The sequence below is a fragment of the Pseudomonas sp. AN3A02 genome, from assembly GCF_011765255.1.
Taxonomy (GTDB): Bacteria; Pseudomonadota; Gammaproteobacteria; order Pseudomonadales; family Pseudomonadaceae; genus Aquipseudomonas.
In genome coordinates, this window is the sequence record NZ_JAARNI010000002.1 from 297,804 (window position 1) to 317,092 (window position 19,289).

17 protein-coding genes, 4 tRNA genes and 1 pseudogene are annotated in these 19,289 nt (G+C 61.3%); 11 read left to right on the top strand and 11 right to left on the bottom strand.

The genetic code is table 11. From position 1 onward, the window contains the following. The first annotated feature begins 1 nt into the window (after position 1). The 6 genes from HBJ59_RS11080 to HBJ59_RS11105 all read left to right on the top strand — a co-directional run bounded on the left by HBJ59_RS11080 (position 2) and on the right by HBJ59_RS11105 (position 5,967). A complete protein-coding gene (locus HBJ59_RS11080) occupies positions 2-736 on the top strand; it encodes an energy transducer TonB (protein ID WP_167663568.1) in 735 nt (244 codons plus the stop codon). A 24-nt stretch (positions 737-760) separates the two neighbouring features. Further along, positions 761-3,043, top strand: coding sequence for a TonB-dependent receptor (locus HBJ59_RS11085; protein WP_167663569.1), 2,283 nt, complete (start codon positions 761-763; stop codon positions 3,041-3,043). A gap of 17 nt (positions 3,044-3,060) precedes the next feature. Further along, positions 3,061-3,708 carry a MotA/TolQ/ExbB proton channel family protein gene (locus HBJ59_RS11090; protein ID WP_167663570.1) on the top strand — a complete coding sequence of 216 codons (648 nt, stop codon included), beginning with the start codon at positions 3,061-3,063 and terminating at the stop codon, positions 3,706-3,708. A 55-nt stretch (positions 3,709-3,763) separates the two neighbouring features. Beyond that, positions 3,764-4,981: a phospholipase D-like domain-containing protein gene (locus HBJ59_RS11095; RefSeq protein WP_167663571.1), complete on the top strand. Its 1,218-nt coding sequence runs from the start codon at positions 3,764-3,766 to the stop codon at positions 4,979-4,981. A gap of 117 nt (positions 4,982-5,098) precedes the next feature. Further along, complete coding sequence (locus HBJ59_RS11100) at positions 5,099-5,425, top strand: hypothetical protein (RefSeq protein WP_167663572.1); 327 nt, start codon at positions 5,099-5,101, stop codon at positions 5,423-5,425. Beyond that, positions 5,422-5,967 (top strand): hypothetical protein, encoded by a 546-nt coding sequence (locus HBJ59_RS11105; RefSeq protein WP_167663573.1) that lies wholly within the window; start codon positions 5,422-5,424, stop codon positions 5,965-5,967. The genes HBJ59_RS11100 and HBJ59_RS11105 overlap by 4 nt, the downstream gene beginning before the upstream one ends. A 99-nt stretch (positions 5,968-6,066) precedes the next feature. Here HBJ59_RS11105 and HBJ59_RS11110 read toward each other — a convergent pair. From HBJ59_RS11110 to HBJ59_RS11125, 4 genes are all read right to left on the bottom strand, one after another. Further along, positions 6,067-6,142, bottom strand: a tRNA-Gly gene (locus tag HBJ59_RS11110). 3 nt (positions 6,143-6,145) lie between these two features. Further along, positions 6,146-6,221 (bottom strand) — tRNA-Glu (locus HBJ59_RS11115). Positions 6,222-6,325: 104 nt separating this feature from the next. Next, positions 6,326-6,401, bottom strand: a tRNA-Gly gene (locus HBJ59_RS11120). A 3-nt stretch (positions 6,402-6,404) separates the two neighbouring features. Beyond that, positions 6,405-6,480, bottom strand: a tRNA-Glu gene (locus HBJ59_RS11125). 370 nt (positions 6,481-6,850) lie between these two features. Between HBJ59_RS11125 and HBJ59_RS11130 the strand changes: the two genes are divergently transcribed. Next, the gene (locus HBJ59_RS11130; protein ID WP_178124263.1) at positions 6,851-7,609 is read left to right on the top strand and encodes a hypothetical protein; all 759 of its coding nucleotides are present in this window, start codon (positions 6,851-6,853) and stop codon (positions 7,607-7,609) included. Positions 7,610-7,731: 122 nt separating this feature from the next. Then, positions 7,732-8,544: an alpha/beta fold hydrolase gene (locus HBJ59_RS11135; protein WP_076015257.1), complete on the top strand. Its 813-nt coding sequence runs from the start codon at positions 7,732-7,734 to the stop codon at positions 8,542-8,544. A gap of 36 nt (positions 8,545-8,580) precedes the next feature. Here the strand turns inward: HBJ59_RS11135 and HBJ59_RS32025 are convergent, their stop codons facing one another. The 4 genes and pseudogenes from HBJ59_RS32025 to HBJ59_RS11150 all read right to left on the bottom strand — a co-directional run bounded on the left by HBJ59_RS32025 (position 8,581) and on the right by HBJ59_RS11150 (position 13,053). Continuing rightward, positions 8,581-9,462, bottom strand: coding sequence for a methyl-accepting chemotaxis protein (locus HBJ59_RS32025; RefSeq protein WP_372241474.1), 882 nt, complete (start codon positions 9,460-9,462; stop codon positions 8,581-8,583). Next, positions 9,442-10,548 (bottom strand): annotated as a pseudogene (locus HBJ59_RS32030) (HAMP domain-containing protein); the annotation flags it as partial. The gene HBJ59_RS32025 and the pseudogene HBJ59_RS32030, both read right to left, overlap by 21 nt. 115 nt (positions 10,549-10,663) lie before the next feature. After that, on the bottom strand, positions 10,664-12,088 hold the full coding sequence (locus HBJ59_RS11145; protein WP_167663576.1) for a PLP-dependent aminotransferase family protein: 1,425 nt from the start codon (positions 12,086-12,088) through the stop codon (positions 10,664-10,666). Positions 12,089-12,291: 203 nt separating this feature from the next. Then, entirely contained in the window at positions 12,292-13,053 is a 762-nt protein-coding gene (locus HBJ59_RS11150) for an SDR family oxidoreductase (protein WP_167663577.1), read from the bottom strand. 227 nt (positions 13,054-13,280) lie between these two features. On the opposite strand from HBJ59_RS11150, the gene HBJ59_RS11155 reads away from it, so the two are divergent. Continuing rightward, entirely contained in the window at positions 13,281-14,288 is a 1,008-nt protein-coding gene (locus tag HBJ59_RS11155) for an NADP-dependent oxidoreductase (RefSeq protein WP_076015253.1), read from the top strand. A 155-nt stretch (positions 14,289-14,443) separates the two neighbouring features. Here the strand turns inward: HBJ59_RS11155 and pyrF are convergent, their stop codons facing one another. Beyond that, positions 14,444-15,142: an orotidine-5'-phosphate decarboxylase gene (pyrF, locus tag HBJ59_RS11160; protein WP_167663578.1), complete on the bottom strand. Its 699-nt coding sequence runs from the start codon at positions 15,140-15,142 to the stop codon at positions 14,444-14,446. Positions 15,143-15,432: 290 nt separating this feature from the next. On the opposite strand from pyrF, the gene HBJ59_RS11165 reads away from it, so the two are divergent. Both HBJ59_RS11165 and HBJ59_RS11170 read left to right on the top strand, forming a co-directional pair. Beyond that, positions 15,433-16,197, top strand: coding sequence for a response regulator (locus tag HBJ59_RS11165; RefSeq protein ID WP_076015347.1), 765 nt, complete (start codon positions 15,433-15,435; stop codon positions 16,195-16,197). Beyond that, positions 16,197-17,234, top strand: coding sequence for a cell wall metabolism sensor histidine kinase WalK (locus HBJ59_RS11170; RefSeq protein ID WP_076015251.1), 1,038 nt, complete (start codon positions 16,197-16,199; stop codon positions 17,232-17,234). The genes HBJ59_RS11165 and HBJ59_RS11170 overlap by 1 nt, the downstream gene beginning before the upstream one ends. A 28-nt stretch (positions 17,235-17,262) precedes the next feature. Here HBJ59_RS11170 and HBJ59_RS11175 read toward each other — a convergent pair whose 3' ends face one another. Then, positions 17,263-18,327 carry an AI-2E family transporter gene (locus HBJ59_RS11175; protein ID WP_076015250.1) on the bottom strand — a complete coding sequence of 355 codons (1,065 nt, stop codon included), beginning with the start codon at positions 18,325-18,327 and terminating at the stop codon, positions 17,263-17,265. 73 nt (positions 18,328-18,400) lie between these two features. Beyond that, positions 18,401-19,219, bottom strand: a complete 819-nt coding sequence (locus HBJ59_RS11180; RefSeq protein WP_167663580.1) for a DUF4892 domain-containing protein — start codon at positions 19,217-19,219, stop codon at positions 18,401-18,403. Positions 19,220-19,289 lie beyond the last annotated feature (70 nt).

Consider the following 19,289-nt stretch of genomic DNA (forward strand, 5'->3'; position numbering starts at 1 on the left):
CATGTACGCCTTGTTTCGTGCGCGTCGGCTGCTGGGCAGTGTCCCGGCCCTGATCGCCCTGGTGCTGATTGCACTGGGTATCCAGTCCCAACCCCTGAAGATTCAGCCACAGTACGACGAGTCAGCGGTTGAACTTGCCCTGGTGGAGCCCGAGCCGGAAGTGGTCCCCGAGCCCGTGGTGGAGCAAGAGCCACCGCCACCGGTGATCGAAGACGAAGAGGCCGAACCCGCCCCGCCGCCTCCGCCCCCCAAACCGGTGCCAAAGCCCCTGCCAAAACCTGAGCCCAAGCCGAAACCCGTGCCCAAGCCGGTGGTCGCCAAACCGACGCCTGTGCCTGCACCCGCGCCGGTCGCAGCCAAGCCCGTGCAAGCCGCTCCCGCGCCCACGCCGGCACCCGCAGCACCGCCCGCACCGCCGAAAGTCGACGGCCAGGCACTGGAAGGCGGCTACCTCAAGGGTTTGCGCAACGAGCTGGACACATACAAGCAATACCCCACCGGGCGCCAGGCGTCCCTCGAACGCCCGAGTGGCGAGGTGGTTGTCTGGTTAAGGGTGGACCGCCAAGGCCGCGTTCTCGACTCCGGGATCCAGACCCCGGGGCCGAGCATGCTGCTCAACCGGGCCGCCACCAACAGCCTGCGCCGTATCAAGCAGGTGAAACCGTTCCCCGAACAAGCCTTCGGTGGACGTAACGAGCAGCGCTTCACCGCCACCTTCAACTACAGCGTGCAATAAGCACACACCACCAGGACGACAGTGATGAAGTTCACCCGGATTCATCTGGCACTCGTTGCCGCGACGAGCATGACCCATGGAATGGTCATGGCAGACACCAGCGACAGTGACGTCGGGACCATTGGGGTACAGGGCAAGGCAACCGCGGGGGGCGGTTACATGGTTCAGGAAGAGAGCGCCAAGGGCCGCTCGACCATCACCAAGGAAGCCTTGGACAAACAGACGGCCACCGGCAACGCCATCGACAAGCTCAAGTACACCCCGGGCCTGAACATCTCCAGTGAAGACAACACCGGCCTCTCGGGTTTCCGCTTCACCATGCGCGGCATGAACTCCGACCAGGTGGGCATGTCGGTGGACGGTATGCCAATCAACGACTCCGGCAACTATGCGTTGTACTCCAACCTGTTGGGCGACCCGGAAAACATCGACCAGATCTTCGTGACCCAAGGCTCGTCGGAAGCCGACGGCCCGCACATCGGTTCCAGCGGCGGCAACATCGGTATCGTGACCACTCGCCCCACCAAGGAAACCGGTGCCTTCGTCAAGCAAGTGGTCGGCAGCAATGCCACCCGCAAGACCTTCGCCCGCCTCAATACCGGTGAAGTCAACGGCCTGAGCAACTGGCTGTCGGCCTCCCACACCGAAGGCCAGATGTGGCGCGGCTCGGGTGCCGTGCGCGCGGACAAGGTGGAGTGGAACAGCTTCTTCGACGCCGGCAACGGCAACACCGCCAACCTGATCCTCAAGTACCACGAGCAGGACAACAACAGTTACAGCCAGTTGACCAAATCGCAATTCCAGCAGTACGGCCGCAAGTACGACCCGTACCCGGCGACACCGGCGGTGGGTTCCAACGGCAAAATCAGCAGCTACTACGACCTGGCGCAGAACCCGTTCCAGACCTTCACCGCCGTGCTTAATACCCAGTACAAACTGAGCGACAACCTGTCCCTCTCGGTGATCCCGTATTACTACTACGGCAACGGCAGCGGCGTGGGCTCCTCCGCCTATGCGCTGAACAGCGGCTCGAACAAGGGCGGTGTTTTCGACCTCGGTAACCTGCCGACGCAGGCCCAATACAACGCCGACGGTTCCGCAACCACCGGCGTCTACTACCGCCCTTCGCGCACCCAGACCTGGCGCCCGGGCATCACCACCAAGCTGAACTGGGACCTGGGCGACCACAGCCTGCAATTCGGCTACTGGTACGAACGCGCTCGCCAAAGCCAGACACAACCGTTCATTGCCCTCAAGAACAACGGCAAGCCAAGCGATACCTGGCCGGACGGCAACTCCGTGGTCGACGCCAATGGCAACACCGTCCAGGGTCGCGACCGCTACACCGTCACCCCGGCGCAGAAAGTCTGGGCCCAGGACACCTGGTACATCAACTCGGACTGGACGCTGATCGCAGGCCTGGCCTACATGAATGTCGAGCGTGAAGGCACCAACCACGGCAGCCTCACCGAGCAACCGGGCAAGGCCAGCCAGACCTACAACAAACTGCTGCCCAACGCCGGCCTGAAGTACCAGATCGACGAGCGTGACCAACTGTTCTACAGCCTGTCGCGCAACATGCGGATTCCACAGAACTACGTGCTGTACGACAAAGGCGTCGGCTCCCTCGACTCCAAGCCGGAGCTCAGCTGGAACCAGGAACTGGGCTGGCGCTACACCGGCGAAGACAGCACCCTCGCCGCCACCCTGTTCTACATGCAGTTCAAGAATCGCCAGCTCACCTCCCTGGACAGCAATGGTGATTCCGCCGACATCAACGCCGGCACCGTCATCAACAAAGGCCTGGAGCTGGAGTGGAGCGGCAAGCTGCCGCACAACTTCAACTACTACACCTCCTACACCTACACCAGCTCCAAGCAGCAGGATGACCTGACCGTCTACAGCGGCGGCAAACCGATCGTGCTGCCCACCAGCGGCAAGCAATTCGCCAACGTGCCGACGAACATGCTGGCAGCCAACGTCGGCTATGACGACGGGCGCTTCTACGGCACCTTCGGCGGCAAGTTCACCAGCAAGCTCTATGGCGACCTGACCAACGACGAAGCCATCTCCGCCCGCACCATTTTCAACCTCGGCGCCGGTATCTACCTGCCGGTGGACAAGAAAGTCGTCAAGGACGCAACCCTGCGCCTGAACGTCGACAACCTGTTCGACAAGAAGTACCTGGACGGCGTGTACACCACCAAGACCAACTCGGCGAGCTACAGCGGTTTCCGCGACGGCGACCCGGCTTACATCGTTGGGCTTGACCGCACCGTCACCGTTTCCCTGGAAGCCAATTTCTAACTGCGAGGCTCAGCATCATGGACATGAACCTGCTTCACCAAATCACCTTTTATGTGATGTACGCCGCACTGGCGATTGCAATCTTCATCACCATCGAACGTGGCCTCTACTTCGCCTACGTGCGCCGCCAGGCCCGTGCGCTGACTGAAGTGCTGGGCGCCAATGTGCACAGCGAGCGCGACCTGCCGGAAACCCTGACCCGCCGTGACAGCCTGCCGCTGAGCATGGTGCTGCCGATCCTGGCGCAGAAGGCTTCCCATGGTTCGCGCAAGGACCTGGACGACGAGATCGAAACCCAGTACCTCAAGACCCGCGCGCCACTGTCGCGCAGCCTGTGGATCATCGAAACCATCACCACCGCCGCGCCGCTGCTCGGCCTGCTGGGCACCATTCTCGGCATCATCGACACCTTCAAGGCGCTGGCCACTGCCGGCGTGTCCGACCCGGGGCAGATTTCCGGTGGTATCGGTACGGCCCTGTTCGCCACGGGTTTGGGTATCGCCATCGCGCTGTTCTGCGTGGTGTTCCACAACTTCTTCCAGGACAGCCTGGAGCGCATCAACGACCAGCTGAAAATCCTGCTGATTCGCGCTGCAACCGGCGCCCGCGTGCAGGGTGAAGTGCCGCACCTGGTGCCGGCGCCGCTGCATACCCGTACAGCATGACCTTCAAGGCGGGCGCGTGATGCGCCCGCCTTTCTTTTTGCCCGATGAGACGCTTATGTCCATATCGTTGAAGTTGCGTATCGCAGGCCTGACCGGCTTGCTCCTTAGTCCGCTTGCCCAGGCGGACTTTTCAATTGCGGGTTTTGAACTGGTGCACACCGTGCCGGTGGATACCACGTTGGGTACGGCCGATTTGCGTCAGCCAGGCCCGGTGTGGATCGAGTTGTTTGACGGTGCAAAAAACAGCATTGATATCGGCCAGTTCTACGCGGCCGACCATCCCGGCTCGGTGATGGACACGGTCATCGAACACTTGGAAGCCGCCGGCAAGCGCGGCGTGAAAATTCGCTTTCTGTTGGAAGAAAAAGGTATTCGGTTGTCGGAAGCGTCGACCCTGGACCGCTTGCGCGCGATTCCCAACCTGACCTTCCGCGTACTTTCGTACGGGCAACTGAGTGGCGGGATCATCCACGCGAAATACCTGGTGGTGGATGGCAAACAGGCGTTTATCGGCAGCCAGAACTTCGACTGGCGTTCGCTGGAGCATATCCACGAAACCGGGCTGCTCATCAGTGATGCAAGTATCGTGGCGCAGACCCAGGCGATTTTTGAACAGGACTGGCAGGCCCAGGGAGCGTTGGCCGGCAACAAGCCTGTCGCGCTGCCCGCCGCGGGCGCTACACCGGCGCGCACTGGCAACTACCTGGTGGCCAGCCCCCAACGCTACAACCCGCCGGGCGTGGGTGATTCACAGCTGGAGCTGCCACGCCTGCTGGGCGAGGCAAAAAAGGAAGTGCGTGTACAGCTGCTGGACTACGCGCCGCTGTCTTATGGACCTGACAAAACCCGGCCTTACTATGCGGTGATCGACAACGCGGTGCGTGCGGCGGCGGCGCGCGGGGTGTCGATCAAGTTGATGGTCTCCAACTGGAACACCGAAGCGCTGGAATTGCCGTACCTGAAAAGCCTGGCCGTGCTGCCGAATGTAGAGGTCAAGATCGTCACGCTGCCTGAGGCCAAGCAGGGATTTATTCCTTATGCGCGGGTGATTCACAGCAAAACCATGGAGATCGATGGGCAAGTGGCCTGGGTGGGGACCAGTAACTGGCTGGGTGGCTATTTCGATAACTCGCGCAACCTGGAAGTGGTGATGCGCAGTGAAGCGATGGCCAAGCGTGTAGAAGATTTACACGAACAACTGTGGGACGGGCCGTATGCCAAGGCACTGGAAGTGACGAGCGAGTACCCGGAACCACATCCGGGCAAGCCGTGAACCGTTGCCCGCAAAGAGCATGACTTTGCGGGCAATGTCACATTGCCAGATATGAATGTTGCACTTTTTCGCCTTTGCGCTGACCAACCCTGCATAACTCATGGATGGAGAGCAGGGATGAACAACATACGCAATGGACTGTACGGAGCCGCGCTGGTTTTGGCGGCCATCGGGCTGACAGGTTGTGCCAACTCCATGACCTCCACCGGTGTGCCGGGCGTGAAGATGGGCGACAGCTATGAGCAGGTACTCGCTGTCGTCAGCCGCGATAATACGGTGACTAAGAAGATCGACGGGGAGGGATTCCGGGCTGAGGGTTACTCGCAGGCGTTCAGGGATTGTCGCAGCACCTATTTTATCTTCCAGGGCGCCGACGGCTTGCAGATGGTCAGCCATGAGCCCGCGCCGCATCTGTCGGTCAGCCAGAACTGCCGCCAGCCATGAGCACTTTACGTGTAATTCCCGCCCTCTTCCTGGTACTCCTCAGCGGCTGCGGCCAGGTGTATAACATCCGCTCCCTCAACACCGCCTACACGGCGCCGCCATCCACCGAGACGGCGCGCTTGCGCATTATCAGCGACGGCATGGTGCGTGCGGTGCCCGGTCGCGATTGCCTGGACTGGAATGTCCCCGGCGCCGGCGTGATGGTGTCAGCCAAATCCGGCTTCTCCGACCGCAATGGCGCAAGCCTCGGTATGCCGGGGCCGACTTACACCTGGGACGGTGCGGTGTCGTCCGAACTGGTGATTCCGGCGAACACGCCCATCGCCTTTCACTACCTGGGGCTGCCGCAAGCTGGCCGGCAATGTTTCAACACCATGACCTTTATCCCCAAGCCCGGCATGGATTACATGGTGCGCGCGTCCCTGTCCAGCAGTTGTGCGTTCGAGTTGGCCGAACTGCCGAAGGGTGCTGAACGGTGGAATCCGATTGAACCGACGCCGTCGGGAAGGCTGTCGATGTGCCACGCGATGGATAACTTCTAGCGGCCCAGGCGCAACGTGGGTTGGGGCGTTGCGCGCCAGCCCATAAAAAACCCACAAACAAAAACGCCGATCATTGCTGATCGGCGTTTTCGTTAAATATGGAGCGGGAAACGAGACTCGAACTCGCGACCCCGACCTTGGCAAGGTCGTGCTCTACCAACTGAGCTATTCCCGCAAATGGCGTCCCCTAGGGGACTCGAACCCCTGTTACCGCCGTGAAAGGGCGGTGTCCTAGGCCACTAGACGAAGGGGACACGCTACTGAAACACATGGTGTGTATTTCAGTGCCCAGAGATTAAATCCGAAGATTATGCCCTGGTTTCACTCAGTGCCGCCCGAGAGCAACACTGCTTAAATTTGGAGCGGGAAACGAGACTCGAACTCGCGACCCCGACCTTGGCAAGGTCGTGCTCTACCAACTGAGCTATTCCCGCATATGGCGTCCCCTAGGGGACTCGAACCCCTGTTACCGCCGTGAAAGGGCGGTGTCCTAGGCCACTAGACGAAGGGGACACACGTACAACATTCACTCCCTACCGCGTTTCGCTGTGTGCTTTACGCTGTAAGTGGCGCGCATTCTATGGATGGATTGGGAGGTCGTCAACCCCCAAGGATAAATTTATTTAAATCAATGACTTCGCCGTGGTTTACGGGGGTTGCAAGGGTTTCTCGCCGTCCAGGCTTTGGCGCCTATATTCTGGCGTTCCACAAGGCGCTATAGTTGGCCACAGCAAATGATGGCAATGTGCATCCATGCAGGGATTGCCCAGCTATATAGAAGCAACTACTGACGCAACTGGTCGCTCAGTCCTATCCGGCCACTGCACCAGTCACTACACTTCAACGCAAACCCCATAAAGAGGTCACACCGGTGACACCACTCATGATCACCCTGCTGGTAATAGCCGGGATCGTAATACTGATCGCCATTGGCTACATGAACCACGTGGTGGAAAACAATAAGCTGGAAAAGAACCGGACCCGGATCGAACTCAATGACCGGCTGCGTCGCTGCGGTGAAATCACCGAGACCTTTCCAGGCCAATTGATGACGCCGCGACTCAAGTTGCTGCTGACCCGCCTGGAGCTCAACGTCAACCAGCGCCTGTTGAACCTGGACAAGTCGAATGCGTCGCTCAAGGCACGCATCACCGAACTCAACGCGCTGGTGGCCCAGGGCGAATCGATTCCGGTGAATAACCCGCCCGGCCCGATCCAGACCGAAGCCAAGGCCAAGGATGTACGGTTCCTGCTGGAAGCCCTGCATGGCCAGGTAACTCGCGCGGCCCAGGACGGTTTCCTGCCGACCAATGAAGCCAAGCACTGGATCAAGGAAATCCGCCACATCCTGGTGCTGCTGCACATCGAGTTCTTCAACAACCTGGGCCAGCACGCGCTGCAACAGGGCCAGCCGGGCCAGGCACGCCTGGCGTTCGAGCGCGGCGTGCAGTACCTGCGCAAACAGCCAGAGCCCGTGGTGTACAGCCAGCAACTGCAATTGCTGGAGAAGCAACTGGCGCGCGCCAATTCCATGGTGCTGACCAACCTCGAGCCGGCTGAAGACGAGGTCAACGAATTGACCGAAGGCTTGAAAGTGGCGGACGCGGATGCAGACTGGAAGAAGAAAGCCATCTACGACTGATCCCCTGCCATTGTGGTGGGCGGTAAACCCGCTCGCCACATGCCATCACTCTGCACCTATCCCCTTCCCGCCGAATAGCGTAAAAAAGGCCCCCTCTCTCCGTTAACGAAAAGGGCCTCGCCATGCCTGTCGTGATCATCGATGGACAACCGCTGCACTACCTCGACCAGGGCACCGGCCCGGCCGTTCTCCTCGGTTCCAGCTACCTGTGGGACAGCCAGATGTGGGCGCCGCAGATAGAAGCCCTTTCGCAACAATACCGAGTGATCGTCCCCGAGTTATGGGGCCACGGCGAGTCCGGCCCACTGCCTGCAAACACCGCATCCCTGGACGACCTCGCACGCCAGCACCTGGCCCTGCTGGATCATCTGGACATCGCCCAAGTCAACCTCGTAGGTTTGTCGGTCGGCGGCATGTGGGGCGCACGCCTGGCGCTGCTGGCACCCGAGCGTGTCAACAGCCTGGTGCTGATGGACACGCACCTGGGTGCCGAGCCGGAAGCCACTCGCCAGTACTACTTCTCGCTGTTCAAGATGATCGAAGATGCCGGTGCCATTCCGGAGCCGCTGCTGGATGTGGTGGCGCCGATCTTCTTCCGCCCCGGCATCGACCGGGAATCGGCCTTGTACCAGGACTTTCGCAACGCACTGAAGGCCTTCCCCAAAGAGCGCCTGCTGCAAAGCATCGTGCCCCTGGGCCGGATTATCTTCAGCCGCGCCGATGTGCTGGAGCAGCTGTCGCGCCTAAACGCTGACACCACCCTGGTGATGTGTGGGGAGCAAGACAAGCCACGCCCACCGGCCGAATCAGAAGAAATGGCCACCTTGATCGGCTGCACGCTGACGTTGATTCCGGACGCCGGGCATATCTCCAGCCGGGAAAACCCCGACTACGTCAACGAGGCGCTGCTGACTTTCCTGGTCAACAACGCCTGACGGCCCTGCCCTTTGATCGCCGCAGGCGTGCGGTGATCAAAGGCGGAAGTGCCCGACCATCCCTTTTAGCTCCATGCCCAACTGCGCCAGCTCAATGCTCGACGCCGCGTTGCCCTGCATGCTCAACGCCGATTGATCGGCACTGGCACGGATGCTGGTGACGCTGCGGTTGATTTCCTCGGCCACCGAGCTTTGCTCTTCGGCCGCCGCGGCAATCTGCTGGTTCATCTGCTGGATCAGTGACACCGCCGCCGCAATGCTGCCCAGGGCACTTTCAGTTTCCAGGGCATCACTGACCGCCAGCTTCACCAGTTCGCCACTCTGTTTGATCTGCTGCACCGAAGACTGTGCCGCGCTGCGCAAGGTGCTGACCAGTCGCTCGATCTCCTCGGTCGATTGCTGGGTACGCTTGGCCAGTGCCCGAACCTCATCGGCCACCACCGCAAAACCACGGCCCTGCTCGCCCGCCCGGGCCGCCTCGATGGCCGCATTCAGGGCGAGCAAGTTGGTTTGTTCGGCCACGCTTTTGATCACCTCGAGTACCGTGCCGATATGCTGGATTTCCGCACTCAGGCTTTCGATGCTGGTACTGGCAGAGGTCGCAGAACTGGCCAGCAATTCGATGCGCTGCAAGCTCTGGCGCACCACCTGCTGGCCGCTGTCGACCTTGTCATCTGCGGTCTGCGCAGCCTGGGCCGCTTCTTCGGCGTTGCGCGCCACGTCGTGCACGGTGGCGGTCATCTGGTTCATGGCCGTAGCCACCTGCTCGGTCTCTTCCTTCTGGCTGCTGACCTCAATGTTGGTCTGCTCAGTCACGCTGGACAGCGAATGAGCCGAGCTGGCCAGTTGCTCGATACCCGCCTGCAACCCGCTGACCATGTTGCTCAAGCCGCTGCTCATCTGCTGCATCGCCAGCATCAACTGACCCATTTCGTCCCGACGGCTGACGTCCATGCGCCCACTGAGATCACCGGAGGCAATCTGCTGGGCGGCTGCAATCACACGGCGCAGCGGGGCGACGATCAACCGGGTGATGATCCACGCCGCAATCAGCCCGACCAGTAAGGCCAACGCTGAGGAGCCAATGATCAGCAATGCGCTTTTCTTCAACTGCGCCTGCATCGACAGGTCTTCTGCGTCATAGGCCTGATTGACCCGGGTGACCACCTCCGCAGCACGCTCGTGCAGTTGCTTATAGACGACCTTTTCCTGCGCCAGCAGGCCCGTGTACTCGCCGAGTTTTTCGCTGAAGGCCGCGATATGCCCGGACACTTCGTTAAGTACGGTTTGATAACCGGAATCCTTGACCGTGGTTTTCAACTGCTCGACCTGGGCCAAGGCCTGATCGGCCTGCTCGATCTTGCCTTGCTCGGCGTTCTCGTCATCGCCCTTGCGGCTCTGATCCAGACGCACGTGCGCTTCGTTCATGGCTTGCAGCATCAGGCGCGAGACCTGGCTGACCTGCCCCGCCTGCTCGATAAACTCGGCGCCTTCCTTGCCCTGGCTTTCCTTGAGGCCATAGGCGCCGTCGTCCGCCAGCCCGGCCTGCAATACATCGAGGTTGTTGGCGACACTGGAGACCGACCAACTGGCCATTTCCAGGGCCAGATCCTTGGTCTGGGTCAACTCGACAAACTCATCGAACACCTTGCGATAGGCCGCCAACGCCTGCTCGACGTCGGTCATCACCGGGACGTTGGCGGGCGACAGGCCCTTCAGGATCGTAGCCTGGGCGGCCAATGCGTCGACGCTTTCGTGCAAGGCGTCCACCGACTTGGGATCGGCATGCAGCGCGTAGTCCTGCTCGATCAAGCGCACCTTGAGCAGGCCGCTGTTGAGCGCCGACATGGCTTTCAGGCCCTCGAAGCGCTGACCGACGGTTTGCAGCGACCACACGCCAATCGCCGCCACCAGCGCCGTCAACAGCAACACCAAGGCGAAGCCCAAGCCCAGTTTCTTTGCCATACCGAGGTTGGCAAAACGTCGTTGCACGGCAGAAATCATTGCACTTGAGTCCTCTTGCAATGGCGGGTGCCATCAAGCCCGGTTTCGATGCAGCGAGATTCGCAACCCCGGGGCACTGAACACAAGCGTTTGGCGCCACAATAATGGCAAAAAGCTACATCCTCGTCGTTTTCAGAATGGTAGAGGTCGATCCTGCCGGGCCCATGGCCTTGAACAGCGCGAGTGCGCGCTGATCAGAAGCATAGGCCACGTTGATGCGCAGCCAGTCACTGTGTTCGCCCGTCGGGCTGAAAAGCGCCCCTGGCGACAGCAACACCCCAAGCCGACGAGCCTGCGCGTGCAGCGTCGAACAGTCACCCACGCCAGGCCGCGCCCACACAAACATGCCACCCGCCGGCACCGCAAACACCTCCCACTCCTCGTCTTCCAGCACCTGCAAGGTGACGGCCATTTCGGTGCTCAAGCGCCGACGCAGGCGCTGCACCCACTTGCGGTAGGTACCATTGGCCAGCAACGTGGCCACCACCGCCTCGGCGAACCGCGAGGTGCCGATACCGGTCATGGTCTTGACCTTGGATAACTGCGCGATGATCGCCCCGCTGGCCGTGAGGTAGCCCACGCGCAAAGCGCTGCTGAGGGTCTTGGAAAAACTCGAGATATAGATCACCCGGTCCTCGTGGGGCAACGCCGACAGCCGGGTACAGCTGGCATGTTGTAGATCGCCATAGACGTCTTCTTCGACAATGAAGAAGTCCCGGGAATGAGCCAATTGCAACAAGCGCTCGGCCACCGCCAGGGACAGGCTGGTGCCAGTGGGGTTGTGATACAGGCTGTTGATGAACAGGCACTTGGGCCGATGCCCGTGCAACAGCGCCTCCAGTGCAGGCATGTCCGGACCACCGCGTGTGCGCGGCACTTCCAGCAGCTTGATACCGTGAAAGGCCAACTGGCGGTACAGGTTGCCGTAGCCCGGGCTTTCCACCACCACGGTGTCACCGGCCTTGAGCAGGGTGCGGATCAGCAGGTCCTGGGCATGGCTCGCACCTTGGGTGATAAGGATATGGTCGACCCGGGCCGCCACATGAATGTGGGCCAGGCGCTTGAGCAACTGTTCCCGCAGCGCCGGCAGGCCCAGCGGCGTGCTGTAGTTGAAGACGGCGGCGGTATCGGTGCGGGTGACCTCACGAATCGCGTAGCTGATGTCGTCGCTTTCGCGCCAGGTGTCCGGCAGCCAGCCGCACCCCAGTTTCAGTTCACCCAGTTGATTGTCGACGAAGGCGCCCCACCCGGACTCGGCGCCCTCATACCATTGGTTTTCGCAACGAAGGCCGCGCTCGGCGGGAGGCTGGGCCACACAGAAACCCGAGCCTTGCCTTGAGGCCAGCACGCCCTGGGCAACCATCCGCTCAAACGCCTCGATCACGCTGGACTGGCTGAGCAGGTTCTCGTGGGCCAACTGCCGAACCGAAGGCAACCGCGTCCCGGGGCTGGCTCCGCTCTCGCGAATCCAGGCGGCCAACGCGCTGACGATTTGCTGCACTACCGGTACAAGGGCTTGTCGATCGATCCCTAAATCCATGAGCCACTCACTTAAACTGTTGTCATTTAACCCAAACCAGTTAAGCACAGAAGCCCAATGACAGCCGTGGTGAAGATTTATTAAATCATTGATTTAATTGGATTATTTACCTACTGATACACATTCAGCCAAGGCATCTGGCCATCTGCGGAAAAGCCTCACAGCGCGGCCAACGCTTTTCTGAATGGCATCAGCGTCAGTTCCTAAATGGCAGTCGCGCCACCGTCCACCGCCAATGCCTGGCCTGTGGTAAACGCAGCACCGTCGCTGCACAGGTAAAGCACCGCGCTGGCGATTTCCTCGACCTTGCCGATACGCCCGACCGGGTGCATGGCGGCAGCAAATTCAGCCTTGCGTGGATCAGCCTCATAGGCACGTCGGAACATATCGGTGTCGATCACCGCCGGGCACACCGCGTTGACGCGGATTTTCTTTTTCGCGTACTCGATCGCCGCCGACTTGGTCAGGCCGATTACCGCGTGCTTGGACGCGGCATAGATACTCATCTTCGGCGCCGCCCCCAGCCCCGCCACCGAGGCCGTATTGACGATGGCACCACCACCCTGGGCCAGCAGCAACGGCAGTTGATACTTCATGCACAGCCACACGCCCTTGACGTTGACGCCCATGATGGCGTCGAACTCATCCAGACTGCCGTCGGCCAACTTACCCTTCTCGATCTCGATCCCCGCGTTGTTGAACGCATAGTCCAGCCGGCCATAGGTGTCCACGGTCTGCTGCATCAACTGCTGTACGTCCGCTTCGAGGGTGACATTGCAGCGTACAAACACCGCTTCGCCACCGGCCTGATGAATCAGCGCCACAGTGCCCTCGCCGCCCGCCGCGTCCAGGTCGGCGACTACGACCTTCAAACCTTCAGCGGCGAACGCCAGCGCAGTGGCGCGGCCAATGCCCGCGGCCGCGCCGGTCACCAGGGCGACCTGGCCGGAAAATGTCATGCTCATGGTGATGTCCTTCGATGGGGATGCTCGATGACCCCAGTCTAGCCAGAGCGGCCATGGGCACGTCAGCACTATCAAACGCCCGGTTGGGGAACCATGAGCCGCAGTGATAACGGGACCGGCGTCACTATCATTGCAGTGGATCGAGGGGCATTCGCAGGTGCCGCGCACCTTGCCGGTGCGGCTCGAAGGGTCTATCACTCAAGGTCCACTTCTCAAGAGTCCCTGCCATGACTGCCCAGACCAACCGCCAATTCCTGCTCGCCAAACGCCCGGTCGGCGCTGCCACGCGGGACACCTTCACCTACCAGGAAGTGCCGGTGGGCACGCCGCAGGACGGGCAGGTGTTGGTGCACAACGAATACCTGTCTCTGGACCCGGCCATGCGTGGCTGGATGAACGAGGGCAAATCCTACATTCCGCCGGTAGGTATCGGCGAAGTCATGCGCGCTTTGGGCGTAGGCAAGGTCATCGCCTCGAACAATCCGAAATTTGCCGTGGGGGACTACGTCAACGGTGCCTTGGGCGTGCAGGATTACTTCCTCGGCGAGCCACGGGGTTTCTACAAGGTCGATCCGAAACTCGCACCGCTGCCGCGCTATTTGTCGGCACTGGGGATGACTGGCATGACTGCCTACTTTGCCCTGCTGGACACCGGCGCACCCAAGGCCGGAGACACCGTGGTGATTTCCGGCGCGGCCGGCGCAGTGGGCAGCATTGCCGGGCAGATTGCCAAGATCAAAGGCTGCCGCGTGGTGGGCATTGCCGGCGGCGCCGACAAATGCAAGTTCCTGGTGGATGAGTTGGGGTTTGATGCGGCCATCGACTACAAAAACGAAGACGTGCACGCCGGCCTCAAGCGCGAGTGCCCGAAAGGTGTGGACGTGTATTTCGATAACGTCGGCGGTGACATTCTCGACGCCGTGCTCAGCCGCCTGGCATTGAAAGCCCGCGTGGTGATCTGCGGCGCCATCAGCCAGTACAACAACAAGGAGGCCGTCAAAGGGCCGGCCAATTACCTGTCATTGCTGGTCAATCGTGCGCGTATGGAAGGGTTTGTGGTGATGGATCACGCGGCGAATTTTGCCGCTGCCGGGCAGGAAATGGCCGGCTGGATGGCTCAGGGCAAGCTCAAGAGCAAGGAAGATATCGTCGAAGGACTGGAGACGTTCCCGGAAACGTTGATGAAACTGTTCAACGGCGAGAATTTTGGGAAGTTGGTACTGAAAGTCAGCTGACACACCGCAGAACCAAATGTGGGAGCGGCTGTGCGACGTTTCGACTTGCTCGCGAAGGCGGAGTGTCAGTCACTGAATTTCTTGACTGATCTACCGCATTCGCGAGCAAGCCCGCTCCCACATTTTTTTACCGTGCCCGCTTCAGATCGGGTAGGTCAGGCGATCTCGGCAACCACCGCCGCCAGCGCCTTGGCCGGATCGGCCGCCTGGCTGATCGGGCGACCGATCACCAGGTAATCGGAACCGGCGTCCAACGCCTGGCGCGGCGTCAGGATGCGACGCTGGTCGTCCTGGGCGCTGCCCGCAGGACGAATCCCCGGGGTCACCAGTTGCAGCGACGGGTGGGCGGTCTTCAACGCCTGGGCTTCCAGCGCCGAGCACACCAGGCCGTCCATACCCGCCTTTTGCGCCAGGGCGGCGAGGCGCAGCACTTGTTCCTGTGGCTCGATATCCAGGCCGATGCCGGCCAGGTCTTCACGTTCCATGCTGGTCAGCACGGTGACGCCAATCAACAATGGCTTGGGGCCGCTGCGTTGATCGAGCACTTCACGGCACGCGGCCATCATGCGCAAACCGCCGGAGCAGTGCACATTGACCATCCACACGCCCATTTCGGCGGCGGCCTTGACCGCCATCGCGGTGGTGTTGGGGATGTCGTGGAATTTCAGGTCGAGGAACACCTCGAAGCCTTTGTCACGCAAGGTGCCGACAATTTCTGCCGCACAACTGGTGAACAATTCCTTGCCGACCTTGACCCGGCAAAGCTTGGGGTCCAACTGGTCAGCCAGCTTCAGTGCGGCGTCACGGGTGGGGTAATCCAGGGCGACGATGATAGGAGTCTGGCAGACGGACATTGGAATGGGCTCTCAGGCAAGTCGAAATCGGCGCGGATTGTAGCGCAAGCAGCGCGTTTGCGGGATCCGATGATCGGTAATTCGCGATTTACCCGCCAGATTGCGGGCCCCCGGGCAATTGTGTCGAAACCGATACATTCCCGACATGCCTGCAATACCCCCGAAGATTAGCCTCGCACACGTGAACCACCGTACAGAACTTCCAGCCCCGGGGCTGGGCGCCTATGCTGAACGCAACAACCTCGCCGCCGATCTTCGGCCCGGCGGCCCACCAGGTAGATGATCGCACCATGCAAACCCTGACTCCTGCGCTGAATGACGATCAAAAAGGCTCGCTTGTGGGTGAAGACAAGCGCTGGAACACCCGCGCGCTGATCGTCGACGACGACGTGCCGATCCGCGAACTACTGATCGATTACCTGGCGCGCTTCAATATCCTCGCCAGCGGCGTGACCGATGGCGCCGCCATGCGCCAGGCCATGCAAGCCGAAACCTTCGACGTGGTGGTGCTCGACCTGATGTTGCCCGGTGAAGACGGCTTGTCACTGTGCCGCTGGCTGCGAGCTGAGTCGGACATCCCGATCCTGATGCTCACTGCCCGCTGCGAACCCACCGACCGCATCATCGGTCTGGAACTGGGAGCCGACGATTACATGTCCAAGCCCTTCGAGCCTCGCGAGCTGGTGGCGCGTATCCAGACCATCCTGCGTCGCGTGCGGGATGATCGCACCGAGCAACGGGCGAATATCCGCTTCGACAACTGGCGCCTCAACAGCGTGCTGCGCCAACTGGTGGCCGACGATGGCCTGGTGGTGCCGCTGTCCAACGCCGAATTCCGCTTGCTGTGGGTGTTTATCGAGCGCCCGCGCCGGGTGCTGAGCCGCGAGCAATTGCTGGATGCGGCCCGTGGCCGTTCCATCGAAGCGTTTGATCGCAGCATTGACCTGCTGGTCTCGCGCTTGCGCCAAAAACTCGGGGATGATCCCAAGGCTCCGCAGTTGATCAAGACCGTACGCGGTGAAGGCTACCTGTTCGACGCCCGGGATATCGGCTGATGCGCAACGCCTTCAACACCCTGTTCGGGCGGCTGTTCGGTGTGTTGCTGGTGGCGATTGTGTTGGCCCACGCGCTGGCATTTTTCTGGTTTCACCACTATGGCCCGCCGCCGCCACCGCCACACGAAACCTTCATCGAGGAACCGGACGGGACCCTGACGCCAATGCCCAAGGCGCATCGCCGTCCCTGGTTCGGCGGGCCTGTGGTGCCGCTGACGTTTCAGTTTTTCTCGCTGATAATCGCGGCCTGGTATGGCGCCAAGTTACTCAGCCGGCCGATCCAGCGCCTGAGCGCCGCAGCCGAACGCCTGAGCCTGGACCTCGACAGCCCACCGCTGAACGAGTCCGGCCCACGGGAAGCACGGCAGGCAGCGTCGACCTTTAACCTGATGCAAAAGCGAATCCGCGAACAGGTCACCCAGCGTGCCCGCATGCTCGGCGCTGTATCCCACGACCTGCGCACGCCGCTGTCACGGCTCAAACTGCGCCTGGAACAGATCGAAGACACCAAGCTGCAGGGCCAGATGCGCCAGGACCTGGACGACATGATCGGCATGCTCGACGCCACCCTGAGCTACCTGCACGAACAACGCACCAGTGAAACCCGGCATTGGCTGGATGTGCAGGCGCTGGTGGAATCCCTGAGTGAAAACGCCCAGGACCGCGGCTCCGACGTGCAATGCAGTGGTGAATGTGTGCCGCTGCAGGTGCAACCGATGGCCCTGCGTTCGTGCCTGAATAACCTGATCGACAACGCCTTGCGCTATGCCGGCACCGCGCGCATCGAACTGGCGGACAGCCCGCAGGCGCTGGTGATCAAGGTGATCGACCATGGCCCGGGAATTGCGGCGGATAAACGCGAGGCGGTGTTTGAACCGTTTTATCGGTTGGAAGGCTCGCGCAATCGTAATTCCGGCGGCGTGGGGTTGGGGATGACGATTTCCAAGGAAGCGGTTGAACGCCTCGGTGGACGGTTGAGCCTGGAGGAAACGCCGGGCGGTGGACTGACGGCAGTGATGTGGCTGCCGAGGGCGTAGGAATGGTTCCTACGCCCTGCATGAACCTTTACTGCCCGGCTTTATCGTCCCGCCGTACCTGAGCCTGGCTGGCGCTCCAGTCCGTCAGCAAGCTATAGGCCACAGCCAGCAACGTCGGGCCGATGAACAGGCCGATGAAACCGAACGCAATCAACCCGCCAAACACCCCCAGCAGCACGATCACCAGCGGCAGGTTGCCGCCACGGCTGATCAGGTAGGGCTTGAGCACGTTGTCCACGCCACTGATGATGAATGTGCCCCACACACCCAGGAATACCGCATAGGTGTAGTCACCCTTCCACGCCAGCCAAGCGGTGGCCGGTATCCAGATCAGCGGCGGCCCCATGGGAATCAGGCTCAGCAGGAACGTGACGATGCCCAGCACCAATGCTCCCGGCACCCCGGCAATCCAGAAGCCGATCAGCGCCAGCAGGGCTTGGGCGGCAGCGGTGCCGATCACACCGTTGACCACCCGCTGCACCGTACCCGCGACCAGTTCGATGTAGTAGCCCGCACGGTCGCCGATCAACCGCTCCAGCAGACGATGGACAAACATCGCCAGGCGCGGCCCGTCCCGGTAGAAAAAGAACACAAACACCAGGCTCAGGGTCAGCTCCAGAATCCCGCCGCCAATCTGCGCGCTTCGGGCCAGCAACCAGTTGCCCACCTGCCCCAGGTACGGCTTGAGGGTGACCATCAACGCCGCGCCTTGCTGGTCGATGCTGTCCCACATCGCCACCAACCGCTCGCCGACAAAAGGAATGGAGCCGAGCCAGGTCGGTGCCTCGGGCAAACCATCCACCTGGATATCCTTGATCAAGCCAACGGCGTCGCGCACATGATCAGCCAGGTTGAACCCCAGCCAAACCAGCGGCAACGCCACCAAGAGCATCCAGACCAGGGTCAGGATTCCGGCCGCCAGGGATTCGCGCCCACCCAGCCAGCGGGTGAGCAGGCGCATCACCGGCCAACTGGCAAACGCCAGCACCGCGCCCCAGAACAGCGCCGACCAGAACGGCGCCATCACCCAGAAGCTGGCACCAAACAACACCAGCAGCAGGATCTGCACCAGCAGGCGATCGTTATTGAGCATGTGGTTTCTCGAAAAGAAGTCTGTAAGAGGAAGAGCTTAGGCGAACGGCGCGGGTCCGTTCGCCCTGGAACGGTCAGCGTATCAGATGCAGGTGCAAACCCTTCGCTTCGGCGGTGCCGGTTTCCAGCCGGGCCGCACGTACGCCCTGATCAATCAAGCCCTGGCGCCATGCTTCCGCGGTGGGCCCGGTCAAACTGACCCGCAAGGTGGCATCCAGGTTCAGTCCACGGGAAATAAGGGTGAGCCAGGTGGCGTCAGGTTCGGTACCCAGCTTGGGGAAGTCCAGCTCGCCAGTGCTTTTCAGCTCCCGCAGCAGCGTGGCGGAAGTCGGTAGCAAGTCACCCAGCGGCGCGCTGGCGTCCAGCTGCTCTACATGCAGATACGCCCGGCGATTGCCCCGGGTGATGCCGTACAGCGCGACCAGGGAATTGTCTTGGGGCGCCGCCAGGCGCAGCAACAGGTATTCCTGCTGGCCGTCGGCGCCTACCAGCTTGGCGTTGCCGAAGACTTCATTGGCCCACAGGCTGCTTTCGCCGCAATCGCGGGCCTGGCACCAGAACAGCAACTGCGCGCCCTGAGCCTGCAAGGCTTCGCGGGTGGCGGTGAATGCAGCGCTGGAAGTGTGTTCGGCAGGCAGTTCATAGGTGATGGCGGTGGTTTGGCCGCGGGCGGTGGCCTGGCCTTCGTAGCGAAGCTGGCCGCTGATCTTGCGGATCGAGCCCAGCGGGTAGATGCGTTCTTTATCTTCGGCGGGGCGGTAGTCGACGATCTGCGCGTCGGCCTGACGGGCCACGGCGGGCAAGTCCTGGCTACCCGGTACGTCGGCGGCGAACACCAGCGGGCTGAAACAGCACAGCCCCAGAATACGGATAAATCCCTTCGGCATACTCATCGGATGAGCGCGCCCAGGCCATTGGGGTGCGCTGCGGTGTTGAGATCGTTCATGGTTGACTCCCTTTCGA